This is a genomic window from Stenotrophomonas sp. pho, from assembly GCF_006228405.1.
Taxonomy (GTDB): Bacteria; Pseudomonadota; Gammaproteobacteria; order Xanthomonadales; family Xanthomonadaceae; genus Stenotrophomonas; species Stenotrophomonas sepilia.
The window spans coordinates 641,661-664,004 of the sequence record NZ_CP029759.1; the positions used below are offsets into that span (position 1 = coordinate 641,661).

Consider the following 22,344-nt stretch of genomic DNA (forward strand, 5'->3'; position numbering starts at 1 on the left):
CACGGGCGGCGTTGACTGCGTGTTGATCTTCCAACGATGAAGATCAGTGCCACGACGCACGTACCATCAATCTAATGTGATGGACGTCGCGAATTTGGAGTTTCCTCATGAGGTGACCGTCTCCTGCCTGCGGGCATTGGGCGGGAACGCCGAAAGGATCCAGACGTGGCTACAGCTACTGGCATTCTCCAGTACGGTCCTTCCGGAGCACCCCGGTGAAGGTCCTGTCGGTGTTCGGCACCCGACCGGAAGCGATCAAGATGGGGCCGCTGGTGCGCGCCCTGGCCGAGGCTGCGGACATCGAATCGGTGGTCTGCATCACCGGCCAGCACCGGGCGATGCTCGACCAGGTGATGTCGCTGTTCGAGATCACCGCCGACCATGACCTGGATGTCATGGTGCCCAACCAGACCCTCAATGGCCTGTGCTCCAGGCTGTTCGAGCGGCTTGACGTGCTCTACACGCAGGTCCGCCCGGATCGCGTGCTGGTGCACGGCGATACCACCACGGCGATGACCGCCGCCCTGGCCGCGTTCCACCACCGCATTCCGATCGGCCATGTCGAGGCCGGCCTGCGCACCGGCGACATCAACCGGCCATGGCCGGAGGAGATGAACCGGCGGGTGATCGACGTGGTCGGTCATCAGCTGTATGCACCCACTCCCGGCTCGCGCGCCAACCTGGCCCGTGAGCATCTGGGCGGTCAGATCCTGGTCACCGGCAACACCGTCATCGATGCCCTGCAGCAGACCGTGCAGCGCCTGGATGCCGATCCGGCACTGCGTGCCCAGGCCGACGAACCCTTCCACATGCTCGACCCCGGGCGCCGCCTGCTGCTGGTCACCGGCCATCGCCGCGAGAGCTTCGGCCAGGGCTTCGAGGACATCTGCCGTGCGCTGGCCGAACTGGCCCAGCGGCCGGACCTGCAGGTACTGTACCCGGTGCACCTCAATCCGAACGTCCAGGCACCGGTCAACGCACACCTGGGCAACCTCGACAACGTGCACCTGGTGCCGCCGCAGGACTACCTGCGCTTCGTGCGCCTGATGCAGCGCGCCGACGTCATCCTCACCGACTCCGGTGGCGTGCAGGAAGAAGCGCCGGCATTGGCCAAGCCGGTGCTGGTGATGCGCGACGTCACCGAGCGCCCGGAGGCGGTCGAGGCCGGTGTGGTGACGCTGGTCGGGACCACGCCCTCGCGCATCGTCGAGGGGGTCAATGCGGCCTTGGCACAGCCACCGCAGCCGACCCGTTTCGACCCCGATGGCAGTCCCTATGGCGATGGCCGCGCCAGCGCCCGCATCGTCGCCGCCCTGCGTGGCGCACCCCTTCCCGAATTCTCGCCCGGTCTCCGCAGCGGCGGTGCCGCCCACCATCCTCTCCATGAAGTGACGCCATGAGCCACACCGGCCGCTGTCCCCTGTTTGTTTCCGCCGCCGCGTTCGTCCTGTCGTGCGCGGTTGGCAGTGCCCACGCCGCCGACAGCGTCGCCGGCCAGTTCGCAGAATGGAGCGGCGACAGCACGGTGAGCCGGCAGATGACCCTGCGCGAACTCGGCTTCCGCCAGCCGCTGGTACTCAGTGGGCAGGAGAGCCAGCGCGAGGTCTACCTGCCGGTGCCGGCCGGTGTTGCCACCCGCGATGCGCAGCTGCAGCTCGATGGCCGCTATGTGCGTGGCCACGCTGGGCGCACTTCAGGCCTGTGGTCGGTGGATGGCGATCCGATCGCCGCGCGTTCGATCACCGATGCCCAGGGCGATGCCAGCCAGCTGCTGGCCATCGATGGCGAACCCCGCCAGAACGGCTTCGTGCGGGTCGGTGTCGGCTGGTGGTCGATCGTGTCCGACTATCAATGTGCCGACCAGAGTGCGCCGGCCAATGTGCTGCGGTTGTCGCCGGATTCGCGCTTCAGCTACCGCTTCGATGGGCGTGCCGTGGATACCGTGGCCAAGGCCTGGGGCGCGCTGCCACCGCGGGTGCGCCTGCTGGTGGAGGGCAAGGCGCTGCAGGCGCCCACCTATGATGCCGCCTGGCGCATTGGTACCGCGTTGCAGGCTGGCGGCAAGCAGGTGCAGGTGGTGGCGCTGCCCAAGGTCGGCGACAGCGTCGACCTGGCCGGCATCAGCATCCCGGCCAGCCTGCGGGGCGTGCCGGCGTACGCCGCGCTGGCCGCGGGCGAGCGCGTGCACGCGATCAAGGACCTGGCCGAAGTGGGAGCGCTGCTGTCGTTGCGTGACAGCGGGCCGTTGGCCGCCGATGTGATGATCGGCAGCGATGCATTGCGCGCCGGCGTACGCGGGGCGCTGGATGCGCTGGCCGCACAGGTCGGCGCGGCGGGCACCGATGCGGGCGCAGCGTTCGCCACGTGGCGCGGTACTGACATGGGCGGCCTGGAGAAGCCCGCCGCCAACGCGTCGGTCAGCGTGGTGGCCGTTGCAGGCCGTCCGACGCTGGTGGTCGACCCGGCGGCAGCGGGCAAGGTTGCCGGACTGTTCGCCGAACAGTGGCGCAGCTATGCGCTGGGCCGCAGCCTGCAGGTCAGCGCAGCAGGAACGCCCAAACTGGACGGTGACCAGGTACTGCTGAGCCGGCTCGGAAACATCGCCGGAACCATGGATGTGGTGACCCGCGCCGACCGCAGCGCCAGCTTCGATCTGGGTGCGCTGTCGGCCGATGGTCGCCTGCCCGAGGAAGTGGTGATCGATGTCTCGGCGGCCCCCAACGCGGCCGGGCAGGGCGCGGTGGCCACGATCTATCTCAACGACTATCTGCTGGGCGGCAAGGTGCTGTCGGCCAACGGCCAGCCGCAACGGCTGGTGGCCAAGGTACCGGCCTACGCGCTGTCGGCCCGCAACGAGATCCGTGTCAGCTTCCTGCGCCAACCGGCACGCCCCTACTGCCACGATCCGGCGACCGGCTATCCAGTCTCGATCCTGCCCAGCAGCCACCTGACCCTGGCCAGGCGCTCGCTGGGCAGTGATTTCGTCGGTGCCAGCAGCCAGCTGTCACGCGGCAACCAGGTGTTCGTGCCCGGCGCCTGGCTGCAGGATGCACCGGCCTCGCTGGGCAAGGTCATCGCGGTGGCCAGTGCAGTGGGCGCTTCGCCGGAGGCGTCGGAACTGAAGGTGGTCGACGCCGGTGCCGCGGTCAGCCCGGGCGCGCCATGGCTGGCCTTCGGCGTTGCACCGGCCGGTGTCGATGTGGCCGGCCTGAAGGATGGCCACCTGCGCGTCGGTGGCACGTCGCAACCGCTGCTGGATGTCAGTGGCCTGGATCACGCCGCGGTGGTGCAGGTGGGTTCGTCCGGAGGCCAGCTGGGCGTTCTTTACAGCGACCTCGGCGCACAGGCACCGTCGTTCAGCGCACCGTTCCGGTTGCTGCGCGGCGATCTGGCCGTGCTTGACGGCACTGATGTCGTGCGCGAATTCGACCGCCAGGATCCTTATGGCACTCGCCTCGCGCACGACGGCAATCCGCAATCGAAGTGGGAACGGCACATGGTCTGGTTGCTGCTGCTGGTCGGCGTGATCGTATTCGCGCTGCTGGCCGCCCGCGTCACCCAGGTGCGCCGCCGCAAGTCCGCCAGCGCAGGACATTGATCCACCGTGGACGGTCTGTTCTGGAACATCCAGCTGGCCAACTACTACGCCGCCCTGGAAACCACGGCGGCGGCGGTGGCCGTGCTGATCCTGATCTCCAGCCTCGATGACCTGTTCATCGATGTCTGGTACTGGGTGCGCGAGAGCTGGCGCGCGCTGACCGTCAAGCGCCGCGACGCGTACCGGCCGCTGACCCAGGAAGACCTGCTGCGGCGGCCGGAACAGCCGCTGGCGATCATGGTGCCGGCGTGGATGGAGTACGACGTCATCGCGCAGATGGTCGAGAACATGATCAACGTGCTCGACTACCGCGAGTACGTCGTGTTCGTCGGCACCTATCCCAACGACCAGCAGACCATCGACGAAGTCGAGCGCATGCGCCGTCGCTACAAGCGCCTGCGCCGTGTGGAGGTGCCGCATGACGGACCGACCAGCAAGGCCGACTGCCTGAACTGGCTGATCCTGGCGATCTTCGACTACGAGAAGCGCCACGACATCGAGTTCGCCGGGGTGATTCTGCACGATAGCGAAGACGTGCTGCACCCGATGGAACTGCGCTTCTACAACTACCTGCTGCCGCGCAAGGACATGATCCAGCTGCCGGTCACCTCGCTGGACCGCGAATGGTACGAACTGGTGGCCGGTGTCTACATGGACGAGTTCGCCGAATGGCACGCCAAGGACCTGGTGGTGCGCGAGAGCGTGTCCGGCATGGTGCCGTCGGCCGGCGTCGGCACCTGCTTTTCGCGGCGTGCGCTGCTGGCGTTGAGCGCGCAGACCGACAACCAGCCTTTCAACACCGACAGCCTCACCGAAGATTACGACGTCGGTGCGCGGCTGGCAGCCATGGGCATGCAGTCGATCTTCGCCCGCTTCCCGGTGCAGTTCCGCGTGCGCCGGCCGTCTTGGTTCGGCTGGGGGCCGGTGCGCGAGCGCACCCAGCAGATGGCACTGTGCGTGCGTGAGTACTTCCCCGACAACTTCCGCGCCTCGTACCGGCAGAAGGCGCGCTGGGTGCTGGGCATCGGCCTGCAGAGCTGGGAGTCGCTGGGCTGGCGCGGTTCGCTGGCTACCAAGTACCTGTTGGCGCGCGATCGCAAGGGCATCATCACCTCGTTCGTCAGCATCATCGCCTACCTCATCTTCCTGCAGTTGCTGTTGTTCTGGCTGTTGAAGGCGACCGGGGTGTGGACGATGCAGTTCCCCAGCGTGTTCCAGGCCGGTACCTGGCAGATGAATGTCGCGCTGCTGACCACGGCGGCGCTGGCGACCCGCGTCGTGCAGCGCTTCTACTTCGTCAACCGCTTGTACGGCTGGGAGCATGCGCTGATGTCGATCCCGCGCATGGTGGTCGGCAACATGATCAACTTCATGGCCACCGCCCGCGCATGGAAGGTGTTCCTGGCCTACCTGCTGTTCGGCAAGCGCATGGTCTGGGACAAGACCATGCACGACTTCCCCGATGCGGCACAGCTGGTGCAGACCCGCAAGCAGCTCGGTGAGCTGTTGACCACCTGGCAGGCGGTGGAACCGGAGCGGCTGCAGCAGGCGCTGGCGCAGCAGCATGCCGGCCGGCGGCAGCCGCTGGGCCGCATCCTGCTAACCCAGGGCTGGCTGGATGATGAAACCCTGGCCGAAGCCATCGCCTTCCAGGGCGACCTGCCGCGTGCGGTCATCGACGTCGACTACCTGCGCGCGGGCTCATTCCCGGTCAGCGCCGATGCCTGCGTGCAGTGGCGCATGCTGCCGCTACCGCCGCGGCAGCAGCAGACACTGCGGCTGGCCGTGGCCAGCCCATTGCCCGAAGACGCGCTGGCATTGCTGAAGCAGGAAACCCGCAGCGCACACATCGAACAGAGCATCGCCCGCGAAAGCGAAATCAACGCTGGCCTGCGCCTGATCGGCGGCGACCAGCACTGGCAGCTGGACAACGTGCCCTTGCTGGGCGACCTGCTGGTGGAGATGCGCCTGATCGACCACGCGCGCTTCGAGATCGCACTGGATGCGTACAAGCCGCAGCGCGATGGCCGCATTGGCGATTACCTGGTCAAGCAGGGCATCACTACCGAAGAGGCCGTGGCCCAGGCCATGCAGGAGCAGCGCCGGCGTGCGGCCGCGCTGCAGTCGCCGCCTCCCGGAGCCTTGCCCGCATGAAGACCACGCTGCTGTCCACCGTCATTGCCGTGGCACTGGCCACGGCCGCCGCGCCGGTGCTGGCGCAGGCCGATGCGCCGCTGCCGTTGTCCGGCGCTGCATACCGCATCGCCGAGCAGGCCTTCGCCGCTTACGAGCGCGGCGACTATCAAGCGGCTTACCAGCAGTCCAGCGAAGCTGTCCGGTTGCGCCCGGACGTGGTGCGGCTGCGCCTGCTGCAGATCTATGCGTTGCAGAAACTGGGCCGGTCGGCGGAGGCGCAGCAGCAGGCGCGCCGTGCACTGGATGCCGGGTTGAAGGATCCGGCCTTGCCGGCACTGGCCGCTGCCACCGCTGCGCGCAGCACGCCCCCGGATGCCAGGGGCGGGCGCGCCCCCTCCCCACCGCGCGCGGCCGGCAGCGGCGCAGACCGCGCCAGGCAGCAGGCCTACACGCTGGCCACCGAGGCCTATGCTGCCTATGACGCCGGGCGCATGCGGGAAGCAGCCAGCAAGGCCGAGCAGGCCTTCCGCCAGCAGCCGAAGCAGGGCGCCTGGGCGATGCTGTGGGTGGCGGCGCTGGAAGCACAGCAACAGGCCGAACTGGCCGACGCGGCCGTCGGCACGGCGCTGCAGCTGGGCGCACCGAACGTCGAGGAACTGCACGCGCGGCGCGTGGCGCTGGCCCGCCAGCGCGCGCTGCTGCAGGCCCAGCAGGCCTACCAGTCGCTGTCCACGCAGAACGATGCGGCGGCCGTCGCGCAGGCGCGGGCCGCCGTCGAGCTTGCGCCGGATGTTGCTTCGTACCGGTTGCTGTTGATCACCGCGCAGCTGCAGCAGGGGCAGCTGGCCGACGCCGAGCGCAGCGCCGACCAGGCACTGCAGGCCGACGGCGGCGATCTCAATGCCCGGGTGATGCGCGGTTATCTGCGCCAGCGCCAGGGCAAGACCGTGCTTGCCAATGAGGACTTCGACACCGCGCTTGCCCTGCCGGGGTCCACAACGCAACAGCGCAACGTGCGCCTGCTGGCCGTGGATGCGGCATTGGCCGCTGGGGACCGCATACGTGCGGCTGCACTGCTGGCGCCGCTGCAGGCGGCGTTGCCCACGGATGTGGGCGATGCTCGCGCGCAGCAGTTGCTGCAGCAGGGCATCGAGCAGCGCGCCAGGGCGACCGGATCCAGTCGCGAGCGTCCGCGCATGAGTGCGCAGGCCTATCCGGCGCCGTTCCAGCATTGCCAGTCGGATGGCACCGGCAATGTCTGCGAGCTGATGCCGGCTGACCTGCAGGGCGACGGTGGTGCCGCACAGCGCGCATATGCAGCCTACGCGCGGCAGGACTTTGCCGAGGCCATCGGTGAGGCAAGGCAGGCCGTGCAACTCGCACCGGACGATGCAGACCTGCAAGGCCTGCTGACCACCACGCTGGCGGCAGGCAACCGCAGCCAGCAGGACGAAGCGCGGCTGCGCCTGGATGCGACGCTGGCACAACACCCTGATGACGCGGTGGCGCTGATGCAACGCGGCTACCTCAACCAGAAGGCCCGTGAACCGGCGCGCGCACTGGCCGACTTCCGTGCCGCCGAGGCCACCGGCAAGGCACCCAAGAGCGTGGTGATCGACCAGGCGTACGCGAGTGCGGCCAACGGAGATCATCCGCAGGCGGTGTCGCTGCTGCGCAGCGCCATTGATCGCGCCGACGCCGGTAAGCTGCCTCTGGATGCGCATCAGCGCTACAACGTGCGCAATGCCATCGCCAACTATTCGCGCGAGTGGGGCGTGATCGCCTCGGCCGGTTTCCGCGGCGCGCGCCAGGCCGCGACCAATGTCGGCGGCGCGGCGATCAGTACGTCGGGCGATTCGGTGTTCAGCACGCTGGAAGCGTTCTGGCGGCCCCCGGCGTTCAATGACCAGCATGGCACGCTGGAGCTGTACACCCGGCTGCTCAACACGCTGTACGACGAGGGCGGCACCTACGAATCGATCCGCGCAGTGGACCCGTGCACCGGCGAATCGACACCCGACGCACGTGCTCGCGCCGACCGTCTCAGCCGCTCGCGTTCCACCACCGGCTGGCCGTCCACCATCGCCTCGTTCGGCATGCGCTACGCCTTCGGCCAGACCGGCCTGAGCGCCGGCATCGAGCGCCGCCAGTTTCTCGGTAGCGCCACCCGCACGGGCGATGTCTATCCCGCGTCCGCGGCCGTGCAGTGCAGCCTGCAGCTGGCCCTGAACCCGCCACTGGAAGCCAGCACGCTGGCCCGCTACCGCCTGGCCAGCGGTTCCGGTGGCTGGATGTCCTACCTGACCTACGGCTATTACCACGGTACCGACCTGCGCACCGACGTGAACCAGTGGTGGATGGTCAGCGGCTACGCGCAGGGCGGTTACACGTGGGATGACAACAGCGCGCATTTCACGCTCGATGCACTCGATGCCAACGGCATACCGGTGCGGCGGATCGGCGATGCCAGCGGGCGCCTGCATCGCGAACAGTGGTTCGCGGCCGGTGAACTGCGCGCCGGACGCAGCTTCCGCTTTGGCGCCGGGCAGACCCACTGGGTGGTCACGCCGTATCTGGTGGTGGGGGCGGACTGGCTGGACCAGCGCTCGCGCGTGCGCGACATCCGTTACCCGCTGTTCCCGTCGCAGTCGTTCGCGCTCAACGATACGCAGCGCAGCTGGTCACTTGGCGCGGGGCCGGGCCTGGGCGTGCGCTACTGGTTCCGCGAGGACCGCTACAACACGCCGCGTTCCTACCTCGACCTGACCGTGCAGTACCGCTTTGCGATCGGTGGCGGTGATACGCAGCGCGCCAAGGGCCTGTTCGCCACCGCCATCCTATATTACTGAGGCAACCCCACCGCCGCCGCAGCGCCGCCGCCTGCGGCGTGTCCTGGGTCAGCCACGGCTCCAGCGCATAGACCAGCACGTGCTGTGCGCCGCTGTCGCGTGCCCACGCCAGCTGCCGTTGGATCCGCGCGGCATCGGCAGTCTCGCCCTTGAACCCGCTGCCATCAGCGGCGCTGCCGGGCAGTTCGCGGAACAGCTCGACGATCGCATCGAAGCCGATGTCGTGCGCGTGGAAGTGATCGAGCAACGGCTGAAGCTGCTGCACGTTGCCGGCGCCGGCAACGCCCACGCCGTCCTGCACCATCGGCCGCAGCGTGGCCTGTGCCAGCACTGCCTGCCACAGCGTGACCAGGTTGCCGTCGGTCTGCAGGCGGCTGAAGTAGCAGGAGATCGCGCAGTCACCGCCGCGCGCGCGGGCGGCGTCTGCCAGCCCGTGCAGCCATTGCGCCAGCCACTGCTGGCGTGCCGGATCGGCCCAGTGGTACTGCTCCAGCTCGTAGGGCAGGTACCAGCCCTCGAAGGCGGGTACCTGCGCCCAGGGCGCCTGTGCCAACCAGCGGCGTGCATGCTCCAGGCTGTCGGCAAGGAACGCCTGCAGCGTGGCATCGTCGGCCCCGATCGCCTGCCACCAGCGTCGCTGGAAGGGCAGTCCGACGCGGATGCGGATGTCGTTCTCGCTGGCGGCGCTGAACAGCTGCTGCAGGCTGCCGTCGGGCAGTGACCAGTCGCCGTCACTGCCGCCGACGATGCCGGTCCATTGCAGCACCAGCTGACGGCAGCCCAGCGTATGTGCAAGCTTCAACGAGCGCTGCCAGTCGGCCAGTCCCCACTGCAGGTGGCTGCGCCAGGGCTGCAGGAAGGTGCCGTCGACCTGCACCGGCAGCGAGCAGCCGGGCAGGGTGGCGAGCGTACCGGCCAACGGCGCCAGCACGGCCGCGCGCAGCAGGCGGCGGCGCAACGGCGAAGACGGATCTGCGGGAAGGACGGGCGCAACCATGCCCGCATCATCCCAGAGCACCGTGCGCAGCAGGTGAACCCAGCGACCGGTGGTGCTGGCCGCTGGCCGGCACCACCGTGTGCTTACTCCAACGCGTAGCGCAGGGTGAACAGCACCGCCACCAGCCATACCGCCGGATGCACTTCGCGCCAGCGGCCGGTGCCGGCCTTCAGTGCCGCATACGCGATGAAGCCAAACGCCAGGCCATTCGCGATGGAGTAGGTGAACGGCATCGCCAGCGCGCACAGTGCGGCCGGCACCGATTCGGTCAGGTCGCTCCAGTCCACTTCCACCAGTTCGCGCAGCATCAGGCCGGCCACGAACAGCAGCGCCGGTGCGGTGGCATAGCTGGGCACCATCGCCGCCAGCGGCGAGAACAGCAGCGCGGCCACGAACAGCGCCGATACGACCAGCGCAGTCAGGCCGGTACGGCCACCCACCTGCACGCCCGAGGCGCTTTCAGCGAAAGCGGTGGTGCTGCTGGTGCCGAGCACCGAACCGGCCACGATGGCGGTGCTGTCGGCCAGCAACGCGCGGCCGAAGCGCTTCTGCGCGCCCGGCAGCTTCAGCAGTCCGGCGCGACCGACCACGCCATACAGGGTGCCGGTGGCATCGAACACTTCCACCAGCACGAACACCAGCACTACCTGCAGCAACACCGCGATCGGCGCACCGCCGTCATGGTGCAGCAGGCCCGGCAGGTCCAGCTGCAGGAAGGTGGGGGCCAGGCTCGGCGGCAGCGAAACCAGGCCCTGGTACTGCACGTCGCCCAATGCCCAGCCCGCACCGGTCACCGCCAGGATGCCGATCAGGATCGCGCCGCGGATCCGGCGTGCTTCCAGCACTGCGATCAACAGGAAACCGGCCAGCGCCAGCAGTGGCGGCGCCGTGTTCAACGGGCCCAGCGCCACCAGCGTGTCTTCGTTGCCGACGATCACGCCGGATTTCTGCAGTGCGATGATCGCCAGGAACAGGCCGATGCCGGCCACGATCGCCGAGCGCAGCGACGAAGGAATGCCCGACACCAGCCATGCCCGCACACCGGTCAGCGACAGCACCAGGAACACCAGGCCGGAGATGAACACCGCCCCCAGCGCCTGCTGCCACGGCAGGCCGGCAGCGCCGACCACGGTGAACGCGAAGAACGCGTTCAGGCCCATCCCCGGTGCCATGCCGACCGGGAAGTTGGCCGCCAGCGCCATTACCGCAGAACCCAGCGCGGCGGCCAGGCAGGTGGCCACGAACACCGCACCCGCATCCATGCCGGTGGTGCCGAGGATCTCCGGGTTGACGAAGACGATGTAGGACATCGTCAGGAAGGTGGTGATGCCGGCCAGCAGCTCGGTACGCACGGTGGTGCCGTGCTGCTGCAGCTGGAACATGCGCTCGAACAGGGACATGGAGATTCTCGCGACTAAGGTGTCACGACCAACGGTCGTGACCTACCCGAATGCAGAACGTGGGTACCGACCGTTGGTCGGTACGCTTCAAAGCGTCACCACCAACGGTGGTGACCTACCGAAAGGAGAAAGGCCGCGCGAGCGCGGCCTTTCCGGTTGCCTTACTTCAGCGCCTTGAAGCGCAGGCGCTTCGGCGCAGCGTCATCGCCCATCCGACGCTTCTTGTCTTCCTCGTACTCGCGGTAGTTGCCCTGGAAGAACTCCACGTGCGAGTCGCCTTCGAAAGCGATGATGTGCGTGGCGATGCGGTCCAGGAACCAGCGGTCGTGCGAGATCACGAAGGTGTTGCCCGGGAACTCCAGCAGCGCGTCTTCCAGTGCACGCAGGGTTTCGATGTCCAGGTCGTTGGACGGTTCGTCGAGCAGCAGCACGTTGCCGCCCTGCAGCAGGGTCTTGGCCATGTGCAGGCGGCCACGCTCACCACCGGACAGCGAACCGACCATCTTCTGCTGGTCCTGGCCCTTGAAGTTGAAGCGGCCGATGTAGGCGCGCGACTGGATCTCGATGCCGTTGATGTTGAGGATGTCCAGGCCGCCGGCGATTTCCTGGAAGACGTTGTGGTTGCCTTCCAGCTTGTCGCGGCTCTGGTCCACGTAGGACAGCTGCACGGTCGGGCCGATCACGATCTCGCCCGAATCCGGCTTTTCCTGGCCGGTGATCATCTTGAACAGGGTCGACTTGCCGGCGCCGTTCGGGCCGATGATGCCGACGATCGCGCCCGGCGGAATCAGCATCGACAGGTTGTCGATCAGCAGGCGGTCGCCGAACTTCTTGGAGACGTTCTTGAACTCCATCACCATGTTGCCCAGGCGCTCGCCCGGCGGGATGAAGATTTCGTTGGTCTCGTTGCGCTTCTGGTAATCCTGCGACTGCAGCTCTTCCAGGCGGGCCAGACGGGCCTTGCCCTTGGAACGGCCGCCCTTGGCGTTCTGGCGCGACCACTCCAGTTCCTTCTGGATCGCCTTCTGGCGGGCCTTTTCCTGGTTCTCTTCCTGCTTCAGGCGCTCATCCTTCTGCACCAGCCATTCAGTGTAGTTGCCCTTCCACGGAATGCCGCGGCCGCGGTCCAGTTCCAGGATCCACTCGGCGGCGTTGTCCAGGAAGTAGCGATCATGGGTGACCGCCACCACGGTGCCGGTGTAGCGCGCCAGGAACTGTTCCAGCCATTCCACCGACTCGGCGTCGAGGTGGTTGGTCGGTTCGTCCAGCAGCAGCATGTCCGGCTTCTGCAGCAGCAGGCGGCACAGTGCCACGCGGCGCTTTTCACCGCCGGACAGGTTGGCGATCTTGGCATCCCACGGCGGCAGGCGCAGCGCATCGGCAGCCACGTCCAGCTGGTTTTCCAGGGTGTGCGCATCACCGGCGGCCAGGATCGCCTCCAGGCGCTCCTGCTCCTTGGCCAGCGCGTCGAAGTCGGCACCTTCCTCGGCGTAGGCGGCATACACCGCTTCCAGCGCAGCCTGCGCCTGCAGCACTTCGCCCACGCCTTCCTCGACCGACTCGCGCACGGTCTTGTTCGGGTCCAGTTCCGGTTCCTGGGCCAGGTAGCCGACCTTGATGCCCGGCTGCGGGCGGGCCTCGCCCTCGAAATCGGTGTCCACGCCGGCCATGATCTTCAGCACGGTGGACTTGCCGGCGCCGTTCAGGCCCAGCAGGCCGATCTTGGCACCCGGGAAGAAGGACAGCGAGATGTCCTTGATGATCTGCCGCTTGGGCGGGACCACCTTGGACACGCGGTTCATGGTGTAGATGTATTGCGAGGACATGAGGTCTCCGTAGGCGCGGCCCTGCGCCCGGCCCATCACGGGAACATCCCGTTGTGGCAGCGGGCACAGACTGGAAAGGAATACCGCCAATTATAGCCGGAACCGGTTCCGGGCCGCGCCGGGCAGGCGCCGTCGGGCTGGCCGTGGGCTGAATACTGCGTCACAGTCCTGCAGCGGGAAGCGTTTCCAGCCGGAAACGGTTCAGATCGGTTGCGCAATATGGGCTCACCACCACCCAAGCAGAGGTCTGACATGCGCATCAATCGAGTAATGGCCGGCGCCGTGGCCTCTGTGCTGGCGTTCGGCGCGGTGGCCCCGGCCTTTGCCGACAACGACCACCGTCGCGGCCATGACCGCCGCGAGTGGCGCGAGGACCGCCGCGAATGGCGACAGGACCGCCGTGACTGGGAACGCGACCGCCGCGAGGCACGCCGCGACTGGGAGCGCGACCGCCGCGACTGGCACCGCGATCACGACCGCTACTACCGCCCGGCCCCGCCGCCGCCGCGCGTGGTCTACGGCCCGGGCTACGGCTGGAAGGTCGGCCACCGCTACCGCGATTACTACCGCGGCCCGATCTATGTGGTGAACGACTACCCGCGCTACCACCTGCGCCGCCCGCCGTATGGGCACCACTGGATCCGCGACGACCGCGGCAACATGCTGCTGGTGGCGGTGGCGACCGGCATCATCGCCGACTACATCATCAACAGTCGCTGAGGATCGCGGCCGGGGTCGGATCCCTTTCCAACGGAAAGGGCCCTGATCCCACAACATCCCTGGAAACCATACGGGGCCGGATTCCTTCGGGAGTGCCGGCCCCGGCCTTTTCGGCCCCGGCAGGCCGGTGCGGGGCTACAATCAGGGGCTGAGCCGTACCCCTTTCCCTGCCTGCTGGAGTACCCGATGTTCCCGCGTGACGTCCGCATCGAAACCTACGATCCCGAACTGGCCAAGGCCATTGCCGCTGAGACCCAGCGCCAGGAAGACCACGTCGAGCTGATCGCCAGCGAGAACTACACCAGCCCGGCGGTGATGGAAGCCCAGGGCAGCCAGCTGACCAACAAGTACGCCGAAGGCTACCCGGGCAAGCGCTACTACGGTGGCTGCGAATACGTGGACATCGCCGAGCAGCTGGCGATCGACCGCCTCAAGCAGCTGTTCGGCGCGGACTACGCCAACGTGCAGCCGCACAGCGGCTCGCAGGCCAACCAGGCCGTGTACTTCGCCCTGCTGCAGCCGGGTGACACCATCCTCGGCATGAGCCTGGCCCACGGCGGCCACCTCACCCACGGTGCCAAGGTCAATGCCTCGGGCAAGCTGTTCAACGCCGTGCAGTACGGCGTCAACGACCAGGGCCTGATCGATTACGACGAAGTCGAGCGCCTGGCCCTGGAGCACAAGCCGAAGATGGTCGTCGCCGGCTTCTCGGCGTACTCGCAGGTGATCGACTGGGCGCGCTTCCGCGCCATCGCCGACAAGGTCGGTGCCTACCTGTTCGTGGACATGGCCCACGTGGCCGGCCTGGTCGCCGCTGGCGTCTACCCGAGCCCGCTGGAGCATGCCCACGTCGTTACCTCCACCACCCACAAGACCCTGCGCGGCCCGCGTGGCGGCATCATCATCGCCAAGGGCGCCGACGAAGACCTGGTCAAGAAGCTGCAGTCGATCGTGTTCCCGGGCATCCAGGGCGGTCCGCTGATGCACGTCATCGCCGGCAAGGCCGTGGCCTTCAAGGAAGCGCTGGAACCGGGCTTCAAGGCCTACCAGCAGCAGGTGGTGAAGAACGCCCAGGCGATGGCCAACACGCTGATCTCGCGCGGCTACAAGATCGTTTCCGGTGGCACCCAGAACCACCTGATGCTGGTCGACATGATCGGCAAGGACGTGTCCGGCAAGGATGCGGAAGCTGCGCTGGGCAAGGCTCACATCACCGTCAACAAGAACTCGGTGCCGAACGATCCGCGTTCTCCGTTCGTGACCTCGGGCCTGCGCCTGGGCACCCCGGCCGTGACCACCCGTGGCTACGTCGAGCAGGACTGCGTGGACCTGGCCAACTGGATCGCCGACGTGCTGGACGCGCCGAACGATGATGCCGTCATCGCCCGCGTGCGTGATGCCGTCAGCGCGCAGTGCCGCAAGTACCCGGTCTACGGCTGATCGCCGCCGGGGTCGGATCCCTTCCCGCAGGGAAGGGCTCTGACCCCGTCACCAGGAATCCCGCGCATGGATGAGCGCCGCCTCAAGTACCTGTATGCCGTCCTGGCGGTGGCATTTGGCCTGCCCAGCCTGGCAGTGGGCGGTGTCGCGGCGACGATGCTGCTGCTGACGGGGCTGGGCCAGTTCGGCCATGGCACGCTGGCCGCGGTGACGGTGATGCCGCTGTGGGGCCTGGCCGGCATTGCCGGCTGCCTGGCCTGGTTGTGGCTCAGCGCCGGGTATCTGCTGCAGGGGCGTGCCGGGCTGCAGGTGCATCGCCTCTGGTGGTGGATGCTGCTGGCCGGCGGTCTTGCCGCTGTGCCCCCGCTGGGGCTGGCGCTGTGGTGGAGCATCACGGTCCACGCCGAAGGCATCGCCCTGTTGCTGTTGGGCCCATCGATGCTGGTGCCGGCGGCGGTGCTGGTGTGGATCAAGCGCCGCGCATGACGTGGCCCATGGAAGGACATCGAACGCATGGATGAGCGCCTGCACAAGCGCGGGATGGCCATTGCCGGCCTGCTGGTGGGCCTGCCCACAGTGGCAGCAGGCGGTACGGGTGCCGTGCTGGGGCTGATGGTCGTATGGGACGGCAAGTACCTGACGGGCGACGAGCACACGCTGTTGCTGCTGTGGTCGTCGGCGGGAATCATCGGCCTGCTGTCGTGGTTGTGGCTGAGCGGGCTGTTCCTGTGGCGCGGTGTTGCCGGCCTGCGCCAATCACCGGTTGCCGCCTGGGCCGGCCTGGCGCTGGGCGTGCTGGCTGCGTTGGGCGTGATCGCCGCCGCGTTGTACTTCACCTTCAAGCGCGGGGAGATCTCGACATTGGCCTTCCTCGGCTTTGGCCCACCGCTGTTGGTGATGGCCGGGCACCTGGCGTGGCTGCGCTGGTCACGCGTGGCATCGCCGCCGCCCGCACCGGGTTGAGCCGGACATCACGAACTCGCCGCACACCTCGGGTGGCCAGAATGCAGGCGCTTCCGCGCAGGCAGCATTTGCTGCGGCGCCCTTTCTCAGGTACCTTTGCGACGCTGCCATGATCGTGGCAATTGCTCCCTGAGCCAGGCGTTCCATGCATTGCCCCTTCTGCCAACATGCCGATACCCGGGTCATCGACTCGCGCGTCTCTGAAGACGGCGCGACGATTCGCCGTCGGCGGGAATGCGAAGCCTGCGGCGAGCGCTTCAGCACTCTGGAAACGGTCGAGCTGAAGCTGCCGGCCATCGTCAAGAGCGATGGCACCCGCGAAGCGTTCGACCAGCGCAAGGTCCGCGCGGGGTTCGACCGCGCGCTGCAGAAGCGCGCGGTGCCCGAAGACAAGATCGAAGCGGCGGTACGTGCGGTGGTGCACCAGCTGCGCATCAGCGGCGAGCGCGAAGTGCCCTCGATCAAGGTTGGCGAGTTCGTCATGAACGAACTGCGCAAGCTCGACCACGTGGGCTACGTGCGCTTCGCTTCGGTGTACCGCAGCTTCGAGGACGTGGCCGATTTCCGCGAGGAGATCGAGAAGCTCGAGCGCGACCTGCCGTCCAGCACCGAACAGCTGCAGCTGCTGGGCGATGTGATCGCCCTGACCAAGAAGAAGAAGGGCTGACCGACACCGCTGTGGTGGCACGGAGGCGCCCATGATCTGGTGGGTGCCAACCTTGGTTGGCACGGAGGTATCCATCCACGCATGGCGTGGATCTACCGATCGCGTGCATCCACACCGGCGGCGTTACCATGGTCGCATGACACCATCGTTCTCTGTCCTCGACCACCTGCACATGGCCAACGCGCTGCGTCTGGCCGAGCGCGCTGCCTATACCACCCGGCCCAACCCGATGGTCGGCTGCGTGATCGCCCACGGCGAACGCGTGGTCGGGCAGGGCTGGCACCAGCGCGCAGGGGGGCCGCACGCTGAAGTATTCGCACTGCGCGAAGCCGGCAGCGAGGCCCGCGGTGCCACCGCTTATGTCACCCTGGAGCCCTGCGCCCATTACGGGCGCACGCCGCCGTGCGCACTGGCGCTGATCGAAGCGGGCGTGACGCGCGTGGTGGCGGCGATGCGCGATCCCTTCCCGAAGGTTGATGGCGGTGGCTTCGATCTGCTGCGCAATGCAGGTATCGAGGTTGCCGAAGGACTGATGGCGGCGCCGGCGCGCGAGCTCAACAAGGGCTTCCTGTCACGCGTGGAGCGCAACCGCCCGTGGCTGCGGGTGAAGCTGGCCGCCAGCCTCGATGGCCGCACCGCGATGGCCGACGGCAGCTCCAAGTGGATCACCGGGCCGGCTGCGCGCGAGGACGTGCAGCACTGGCGCGCTCGCGCCGGTGCGATCCTGACTGGCGCCGATACCGTGCTGGCCGACGACCCGATGTTGACCGTGCGCCTGGCCGGTGCCGAAGTGATGCCGCCACTGCGCGTGGTGCTCGATTCGCGCCTGCGTTCGCTCGAATGCAGCCGTGTGCGCGAGGGCGGTGCGCCGACGCTGTACCTGCACGATGCGGCGGTGAGCGCACCGGATGCGGCCGACGCCGAATTTGCCAACGTGCCCAGCGCAGAGGGGCGGTTGGATCTGGGTGCGGTGCTGGCGCTGCTGGCCGAGCGTGGCATCAACGAGGTGCATACCGAAGCCGGCGCGACACTGGCCGGTGCGCTGCTGCGCGCTGGCTGGGTGGACGAACTGCTGCTGTACCAGGCGCCCACGCTGCTGGGCGACAACGGTCGTCCGTTGCTGGCAGGCCTGGGCATCGAGGCAATGGGCCAGCAGCGCCGTCTGCGCGTGGTTGACCAGCGCCAGGTCGGCGAGGACATCCGGCTGCTGTTGCGCCCGTGAGGCAATGGCGGGGCACTGGCCCCGTTCCGGCGCTGTCAGGTGCCCTCGTCCTCGTGGGCAGGGCACTGCTCTTTCCATTGCTGCTTCCACAGCAGATGCAGGTCACGGCAGTAGGCACCGAGTGCTTCTCCCGTCAGTTGCGTTGACTTCCACCGCAGCCTGCGCCGGCTGATGCCCTGGTCGTACTCGTCCGGCAGTACCGACGGTGCGCACTGATCGTGGTACTGCAGGAACGCGCGGCAATCGTCGTTCTCGCTCAGTTGCGCGTCGATGTCGCGGTCGCGCAGCTGGGTCGACTCGAACGCAACCGAAGGTTGCACGAAGAATGTCCTGGGTCTGGACGCTTCGGCGTGCCAGCACGCCATCAGCGCGACAAGCAGGGCCGTGGTCGAGGTTGTGCGGTGTTTCATGCTGTTGCCCTCGTGGAAGAGGACAACAGCATTGATCACGCAGTGTGCGCAAGACCATGCAACGGTTCTGAAAGTGCCATTGATCCTGCTGCAGGCAACGGCGCTACATCGTGCTCATGTGCACTCGTCCGTCCACATCATCTCGGCGATCGGGCGCAGCGCCTTGCACTCCTGCGTCATCTCATCGGCCGACTTCACCTGTGCCTTGGCCTTCAGTTCCTCGGCCATCGCATCCACGCCGCTGATCTGGTCGGGTGCGATCTTCGCCACGCAGCTGCGGTGCTGCTGCAGCAGCAGGTCGCAGCCGGGTACGCCGGTCACCTTCGGTGCGCTGGCCGCCTGCACGTCCTGCATCCATTCCTCGAACGGTGCCAGCGCCCCGGTCACGGTGCCCACCAGATCATCGAAGTTGCCGCTGTACCAGTAGCCGTTGTCCTTGGCCGGGTACAGGGTGAAGGTGCCGCTGACCGGCACGCGCGCGCCGCTCTGCAGCGCCTGGGTGTAGGCGTCGGTGAACTGCTTGCGCGAGGCCGGGCTGGCGTCGGCGGCAAGGCTGGCGGCGAACAGCGGACGTACCTTGCCCAGGTCGGGCACCTGGCAGCTGAAGGTGATGCGCGCCAGCTTCTGGTCGTCCACGTATTCGTTGTCTTCAATCACGCTCTTGCTGGCGCGGCACTTCGAATCACGCAGGGCCTTGGCATACAGCGCTTCGCTGGTGGCCGCGTCGGCCTTGGCGCCGGTGCTGGCAAGCACGACCTGCCACGGTTCGGCCAGCGCCTTGGCCAATGCGCCCGGGTTCGGGGCTACCGCGTCCTGGCCGTCGAAGGCGGGCTTCAGCGCATCGTTGAGGGTGCGGGTCGCGGCGGCGTCGTCTTCCAGCAGGACGCGGGCATACAGATCGAAGGCCTGTTCGGGCGTCAGTGTGGCCGGGGCGGCGCTGGCCAGCAGCGGGGCAGCCAGCAGGGCGCTGGCCAGCAGGGTACGCAAGGGGGTCTTCATGACGGTGTTTCCTGTTCCAGAGGCGCGCAAGCCTAGCGCATCTTTGCGCAGGCCCGACGGCGCCCTGTGATCACGTGCCGACGCGCGGGGCAAAAAAAACGGGCCCCTTGCGGGGCCCGTTCGATCGCACGACGAGGAGCGACCGTTGGATCAGAAGCTGGCGCGGACGCCGGCCGAGTACTGGGTGACGTCGCGGTAGCCGGAGATCTCGCCCACCAGACCCCAGGTCTTGGTGAAGTTGATCTGGCCGCCAACAGTGCCGACCCAGGTGCCCTTGTAGTTGTTGCCGCCATCCATGTAGCCGGCCTTGGCCCAGGCTTCGGTCATGCGCGACGGCTTGCCGCGGATGCCCATGGTGACGCGGCCCAGGTTGGTGTGGTCCTTGCCGTGGTAACGCACACCGTCATAACGCAGGGTCGATTCGGCGTTCTGGCGCACCCAGGCGGCATCGGCGGTGAAGTCCAGGCGGTCGGTCCACGGCATGTGGTAGCCGATACCCAGCTCCGGCTGGTTCAGTTCCAGCTTCAGCGAATCTTCGCCGTAGTGGCGGGTCTTGCTGGTGCGCGACCAGCCACCGAACACGTAGACCTGCTCGGCCAGCGCGACCGAACCGCGCAGGTAGCCACCGTCGACCTTCGGGTCGTCCAGCAGGTTGTCGTCAACCTGGACCTGGGTCCAGCCGCCTTCAACGTAGGTGTAGCTCAGGGCCTCGGCCGAAGCCGAGAACGGGGCGGCGGCCAGCAGGGCGGCCACGATCAGGATCTTGCGCATGGGAATTCCTGTGAGTTTCAGTCCATTGGCGGGCCTGCCCTCGCGGCTGCCCGTGGCGACCTCATGTCGTCCGCTGCGGATTTTAATGAAAGTTTTACAAAATGCGAGAGATGGCCGTCACAGGCTGGGGCGGACCGGGGTTGGGGGTCGGATCCGTTTGCCATCGGGAAACGGCCCTGACCCCAGTGCTGCTGCGCCACCGGTCCATGGGGTCAGAGCCCTTTCCTGCGGAAAGGGATCCGACCCCGTTCAGCACGGGCTGGTACACTGCGCGGGCCGGTTCGCCGGTACACAAACGTCTTCAGGGCGGGGTGCAATTCCCCACCGGCGGTAGGTGCGCAAGCACGAGCCCGCGAGCGCCCCGGCCCACGGCCGGGGGTCAGCAGATCCGGTCCAATGCCGGAGCCGACGGTCATAGTCCGGATGAAAGAAGACGGTGCCACAGGGCTCTTGCCCTGCGTGCACCTGTTTGCCTTGCGGCGTTTTTCGCTCACTTTTCGCGGAGAACGTTACTTGTTTACTGGAATCATCGAAGGCGTCGGCCGTCTGGCCGCACGCGAATCCATCGGCGGCGATGTCCGCTTCACCTTCAATGTCGGGAATCTGCCGTTCGACAACGTGCAGATGGGCGAGAGCATTGCCATCAACGGCGTCTGCCTCACCGTCATCGCGTTCGATGCCCGCAGCTTCCAGGCCGACGCCTCCACCGAGACTCTGGGCCTGACCACGCTGGGCCAGCTGGGCGAGGGTGCGGTCATCAACCTGGAACGGGCCATGCGCCCGACCGACCGCCTCGGCGGCCATCTGGTCAGCGGCCACGTCGACGGCCTCGGCCAGGTGCTGTCCATCCATGAAGATGCACGTGCCCAGCGCTGGCGCTTCGCCGCGCCGGCCTCGCTGCGCCGCTACATCGCCAAGAAGGGTTCGATCTGCGTGGACGGCGTCAGCCTCACCGTCAACGAAGTGGACGATGAAGGCTTTGAAGTCGCCCTCATTCCGCACACCGTGGCCAACACCGCCTTCTCTGCCACCGGCGTGGGCAGTGCGGTCAATCTGGAAATCGATCTGGTCGCCCGTTATGTGGAGCGGTTGATCAGTGTGCCGACCAACGGTCAGCACCCACACGGAGATGCCGCATGAATTTCGCCCCGATTCCGGAAATCCTGGAAGACATCCGCCTGGGCCGCATGGTGGTCATCGTCGATGACGAAGACCGCGAGAACGAAGGCGACCTGATCATGGCCGCCGAACTGGTCAAGCCGTCGGACATCAATTTCATGGTCACCCATGGCCGTGGCCTGGTGTGCCTGCCACTGACCCGCACCCGCGCCGCCGACCTCGGCCTGGCGCCAATGGTGCAGGCCAATACCGCGCAGTTCCAGACCAACTTCACGGTCAGCATCGAGGCCGCCGAGGGTGTTACCACCGGCATCTCGGCCCACGACCGCGCCCACACCATCCGCACCGCGGTCAAGCCCAACGCCAAGCCGTCGGACCTGCATCAGCCGGGCCACATCTTCCCGCTGATCGCCCAGCCGGGCGGCGTGCTGACCCGCGCCGGCCATACCGAAGCCGGCGTCGACCTGGCCATGCTGGCCGGGCTGGAACCGGCCGGCGTGCTGGTGGAGATCCTGAACCCGGATGGCAGCATGGCGCGCCGCCCGGAGCTGGAAGTGTTCGCCCGCGAGCACGGCCTGAAGATGGGCTCCATCGCCGACCTGATCGCCTACCGCCTGGCCACCGAAAAGACTGTTGAACGTGTGGACGAGCGCGACATCGACACCGAATTCGGCCCGTTCAAGCTGGTGACCTACCGCGACCGCATCGCCCACGACCTGCATTTCGCCCTGGTGCGCGGCACGCCGGATGCGGAAACACCGACCCTGGTGCGCGTGCAGGTGGAAAACCCGCTGGCCGACCTGCTGCACTGGCGCCGTGACGACTTCGGCGTGGCGGCCACCGACGCCCTGCGTGCAATCGATGCCGAGGGCGCAGGCGTGATGGTGGTGCTGTCGGCCCCGCGCGATGGCGAAGCCCTGCTGGCCCGCCTGCGCCAGCAGCCGGCGCCGGTGGTGCCGGGCAAGGACAAGGACGTGGGCCAGTGGCGCCGCAACGGTGCCGGCGCACAGATCCTGTCCGACCTGGGCCTGGGCAAGCTGCGCGTGCTGGGCACCCCGCGCCGCCAGATCGGCCTGGCCGGGTACGGCCTGGAAGTGGTGGAGACGGTGACCCTGTAATGGGTAGAGCCGGCCAGCGGCCGGCACTACCGGTGGGTGCCGACCGTTGGTCGGCACACCCTGAAGGCCCCCGCCAGCCACGGCCGGGGCCCATCCACGCTAGAATTAC

Annotated in this window: 17 protein-coding genes, 1 pseudogene and 1 riboswitch; of the genes and pseudogenes, 12 read left to right on the top strand and 6 right to left on the bottom strand. The window is 67.6% G+C overall.

The window, feature by feature from the left end:
- Positions 1-215 precede the first annotated feature (215 nt).
- From wecB to DL544_RS02930, 4 genes are read left to right on the top strand one after another with little or no spacing between them, the layout of a single operon-like run.
- Positions 216-1,400 (top strand): non-hydrolyzing UDP-N-acetylglucosamine 2-epimerase, encoded by a 1,185-nt coding sequence (wecB, locus tag DL544_RS02915; protein ID WP_139726721.1) that lies wholly within the window; start codon positions 216-218, stop codon positions 1,398-1,400.
- Positions 1,397-3,598: a cellulose biosynthesis cyclic di-GMP-binding regulatory protein BcsB gene (locus DL544_RS02920; protein WP_139726722.1), complete on the top strand. Its 2,202-nt coding sequence runs from the start codon at positions 1,397-1,399 to the stop codon at positions 3,596-3,598. The genes wecB and DL544_RS02920 overlap by 4 nt, the downstream gene beginning before the upstream one ends.
- A 6-nt stretch (positions 3,599-3,604) precedes the next feature.
- Positions 3,605-5,752, top strand: a complete 2,148-nt coding sequence (locus DL544_RS02925) for a glycosyl transferase family protein (RefSeq protein WP_139726723.1) — start codon at positions 3,605-3,607, stop codon at positions 5,750-5,752.
- On the top strand, positions 5,749-8,583 hold the full coding sequence (locus DL544_RS02930) for an NfrA family protein (protein ID WP_139726724.1): 2,835 nt from the start codon (positions 5,749-5,751) through the stop codon (positions 8,581-8,583). Before DL544_RS02925 ends, DL544_RS02930 begins: the two co-directional genes overlap by 4 nt.
- Before the next feature lie 4 nt (positions 8,584-8,587).
- Here DL544_RS02930 and DL544_RS02935 read toward each other — a convergent pair.
- The 3 genes and pseudogenes from DL544_RS02935 to ettA all read right to left on the bottom strand — a co-directional run.
- A pseudogene (locus DL544_RS02935) lies at positions 8,588-9,580 on the bottom strand (DUF4434 domain-containing protein); the annotation flags it as partial.
- 83 nt (positions 9,581-9,663) lie between these two features.
- Positions 9,664-10,980 carry an NCS2 family permease gene (locus DL544_RS02940; RefSeq protein WP_005415248.1) on the bottom strand — a complete coding sequence of 439 codons (1,317 nt, stop codon included), beginning with the start codon at positions 10,978-10,980 and terminating at the stop codon, positions 9,664-9,666.
- A gap of 161 nt (positions 10,981-11,141) precedes the next feature.
- Positions 11,142-12,806, bottom strand: coding sequence for an energy-dependent translational throttle protein EttA (gene ettA, locus DL544_RS02945; protein WP_005415249.1), 1,665 nt, complete (start codon positions 12,804-12,806; stop codon positions 11,142-11,144).
- A 252-nt stretch (positions 12,807-13,058) separates the two neighbouring features.
- Here ettA and DL544_RS02950 point away from each other — a divergent pair, with 252 nt between their 5' ends.
- The 6 genes from DL544_RS02950 (at position 13,059) to ribD (ending at position 17,818) form a co-directional block, all read left to right on the top strand.
- Positions 13,059-13,526: an RcnB family protein gene (locus DL544_RS02950; RefSeq protein ID WP_032953924.1), complete on the top strand. Its 468-nt coding sequence runs from the start codon at positions 13,059-13,061 to the stop codon at positions 13,524-13,526.
- Between the two features lie 186 nt (positions 13,527-13,712).
- Complete coding sequence (glyA, locus tag DL544_RS02955; protein WP_005415251.1) at positions 13,713-14,966, top strand: serine hydroxymethyltransferase; 1,254 nt, start codon at positions 13,713-13,715, stop codon at positions 14,964-14,966.
- Between the two features lie 66 nt (positions 14,967-15,032).
- A complete protein-coding gene (locus DL544_RS02960; RefSeq protein ID WP_005415252.1) occupies positions 15,033-15,452 on the top strand; it encodes a hypothetical protein in 420 nt (139 codons plus the stop codon).
- Between the two features lie 27 nt (positions 15,453-15,479).
- The gene (locus DL544_RS02965) at positions 15,480-15,929 is read left to right on the top strand and encodes a hypothetical protein (RefSeq protein WP_139726725.1); all 450 of its coding nucleotides are present in this window, start codon (positions 15,480-15,482) and stop codon (positions 15,927-15,929) included.
- Positions 15,930-16,074: 145 nt separating this feature from the next.
- Positions 16,075-16,596 (top strand): transcriptional regulator NrdR, encoded by a 522-nt coding sequence (gene nrdR / locus DL544_RS02970; protein WP_005415256.1) that lies wholly within the window; start codon positions 16,075-16,077, stop codon positions 16,594-16,596.
- A gap of 136 nt (positions 16,597-16,732) precedes the next feature.
- Entirely contained in the window at positions 16,733-17,818 is a 1,086-nt protein-coding gene (ribD, locus tag DL544_RS02975) for a bifunctional diaminohydroxyphosphoribosylaminopyrimidine deaminase/5-amino-6-(5-phosphoribosylamino)uracil reductase RibD (protein WP_139726726.1), read from the top strand.
- Positions 17,819-17,853: 35 nt separating this feature from the next.
- On the opposite strand, the gene DL544_RS02980 is transcribed toward ribD, so the two are convergent.
- From DL544_RS02980 to DL544_RS02990, 3 genes are all read right to left on the bottom strand, one after another.
- Positions 17,854-18,228, bottom strand: coding sequence for a hypothetical protein (locus DL544_RS02980; protein ID WP_032953932.1), 375 nt, complete (start codon positions 18,226-18,228; stop codon positions 17,854-17,856).
- A 114-nt stretch (positions 18,229-18,342) separates the two neighbouring features.
- Positions 18,343-19,227: a hypothetical protein gene (locus DL544_RS02985; protein ID WP_139726727.1), complete on the bottom strand. Its 885-nt coding sequence runs from the start codon at positions 19,225-19,227 to the stop codon at positions 18,343-18,345.
- A gap of 150 nt (positions 19,228-19,377) precedes the next feature.
- Complete coding sequence (locus DL544_RS02990) at positions 19,378-19,998, bottom strand: hypothetical protein (RefSeq protein WP_005415264.1); 621 nt, start codon at positions 19,996-19,998, stop codon at positions 19,378-19,380.
- Between the two features lie 293 nt (positions 19,999-20,291).
- Positions 20,292-20,437: riboswitch (FMN riboswitch) on the top strand.
- A gap of 74 nt (positions 20,438-20,511) precedes the next feature.
- Here DL544_RS02990 and DL544_RS02995 point away from each other — a divergent pair.
- A complete protein-coding gene (locus DL544_RS02995) occupies positions 20,512-21,138 on the top strand; it encodes a riboflavin synthase (protein ID WP_005415265.1) in 627 nt (208 codons plus the stop codon).
- A complete protein-coding gene (gene ribB / locus DL544_RS03000; RefSeq protein WP_005415266.1) occupies positions 21,135-22,235 on the top strand; it encodes a 3,4-dihydroxy-2-butanone-4-phosphate synthase in 1,101 nt (366 codons plus the stop codon). Before DL544_RS02995 ends, ribB begins: the two co-directional genes overlap by 4 nt.
- The last annotated feature ends 109 nt before the right edge of the window (positions 22,236-22,344 follow it).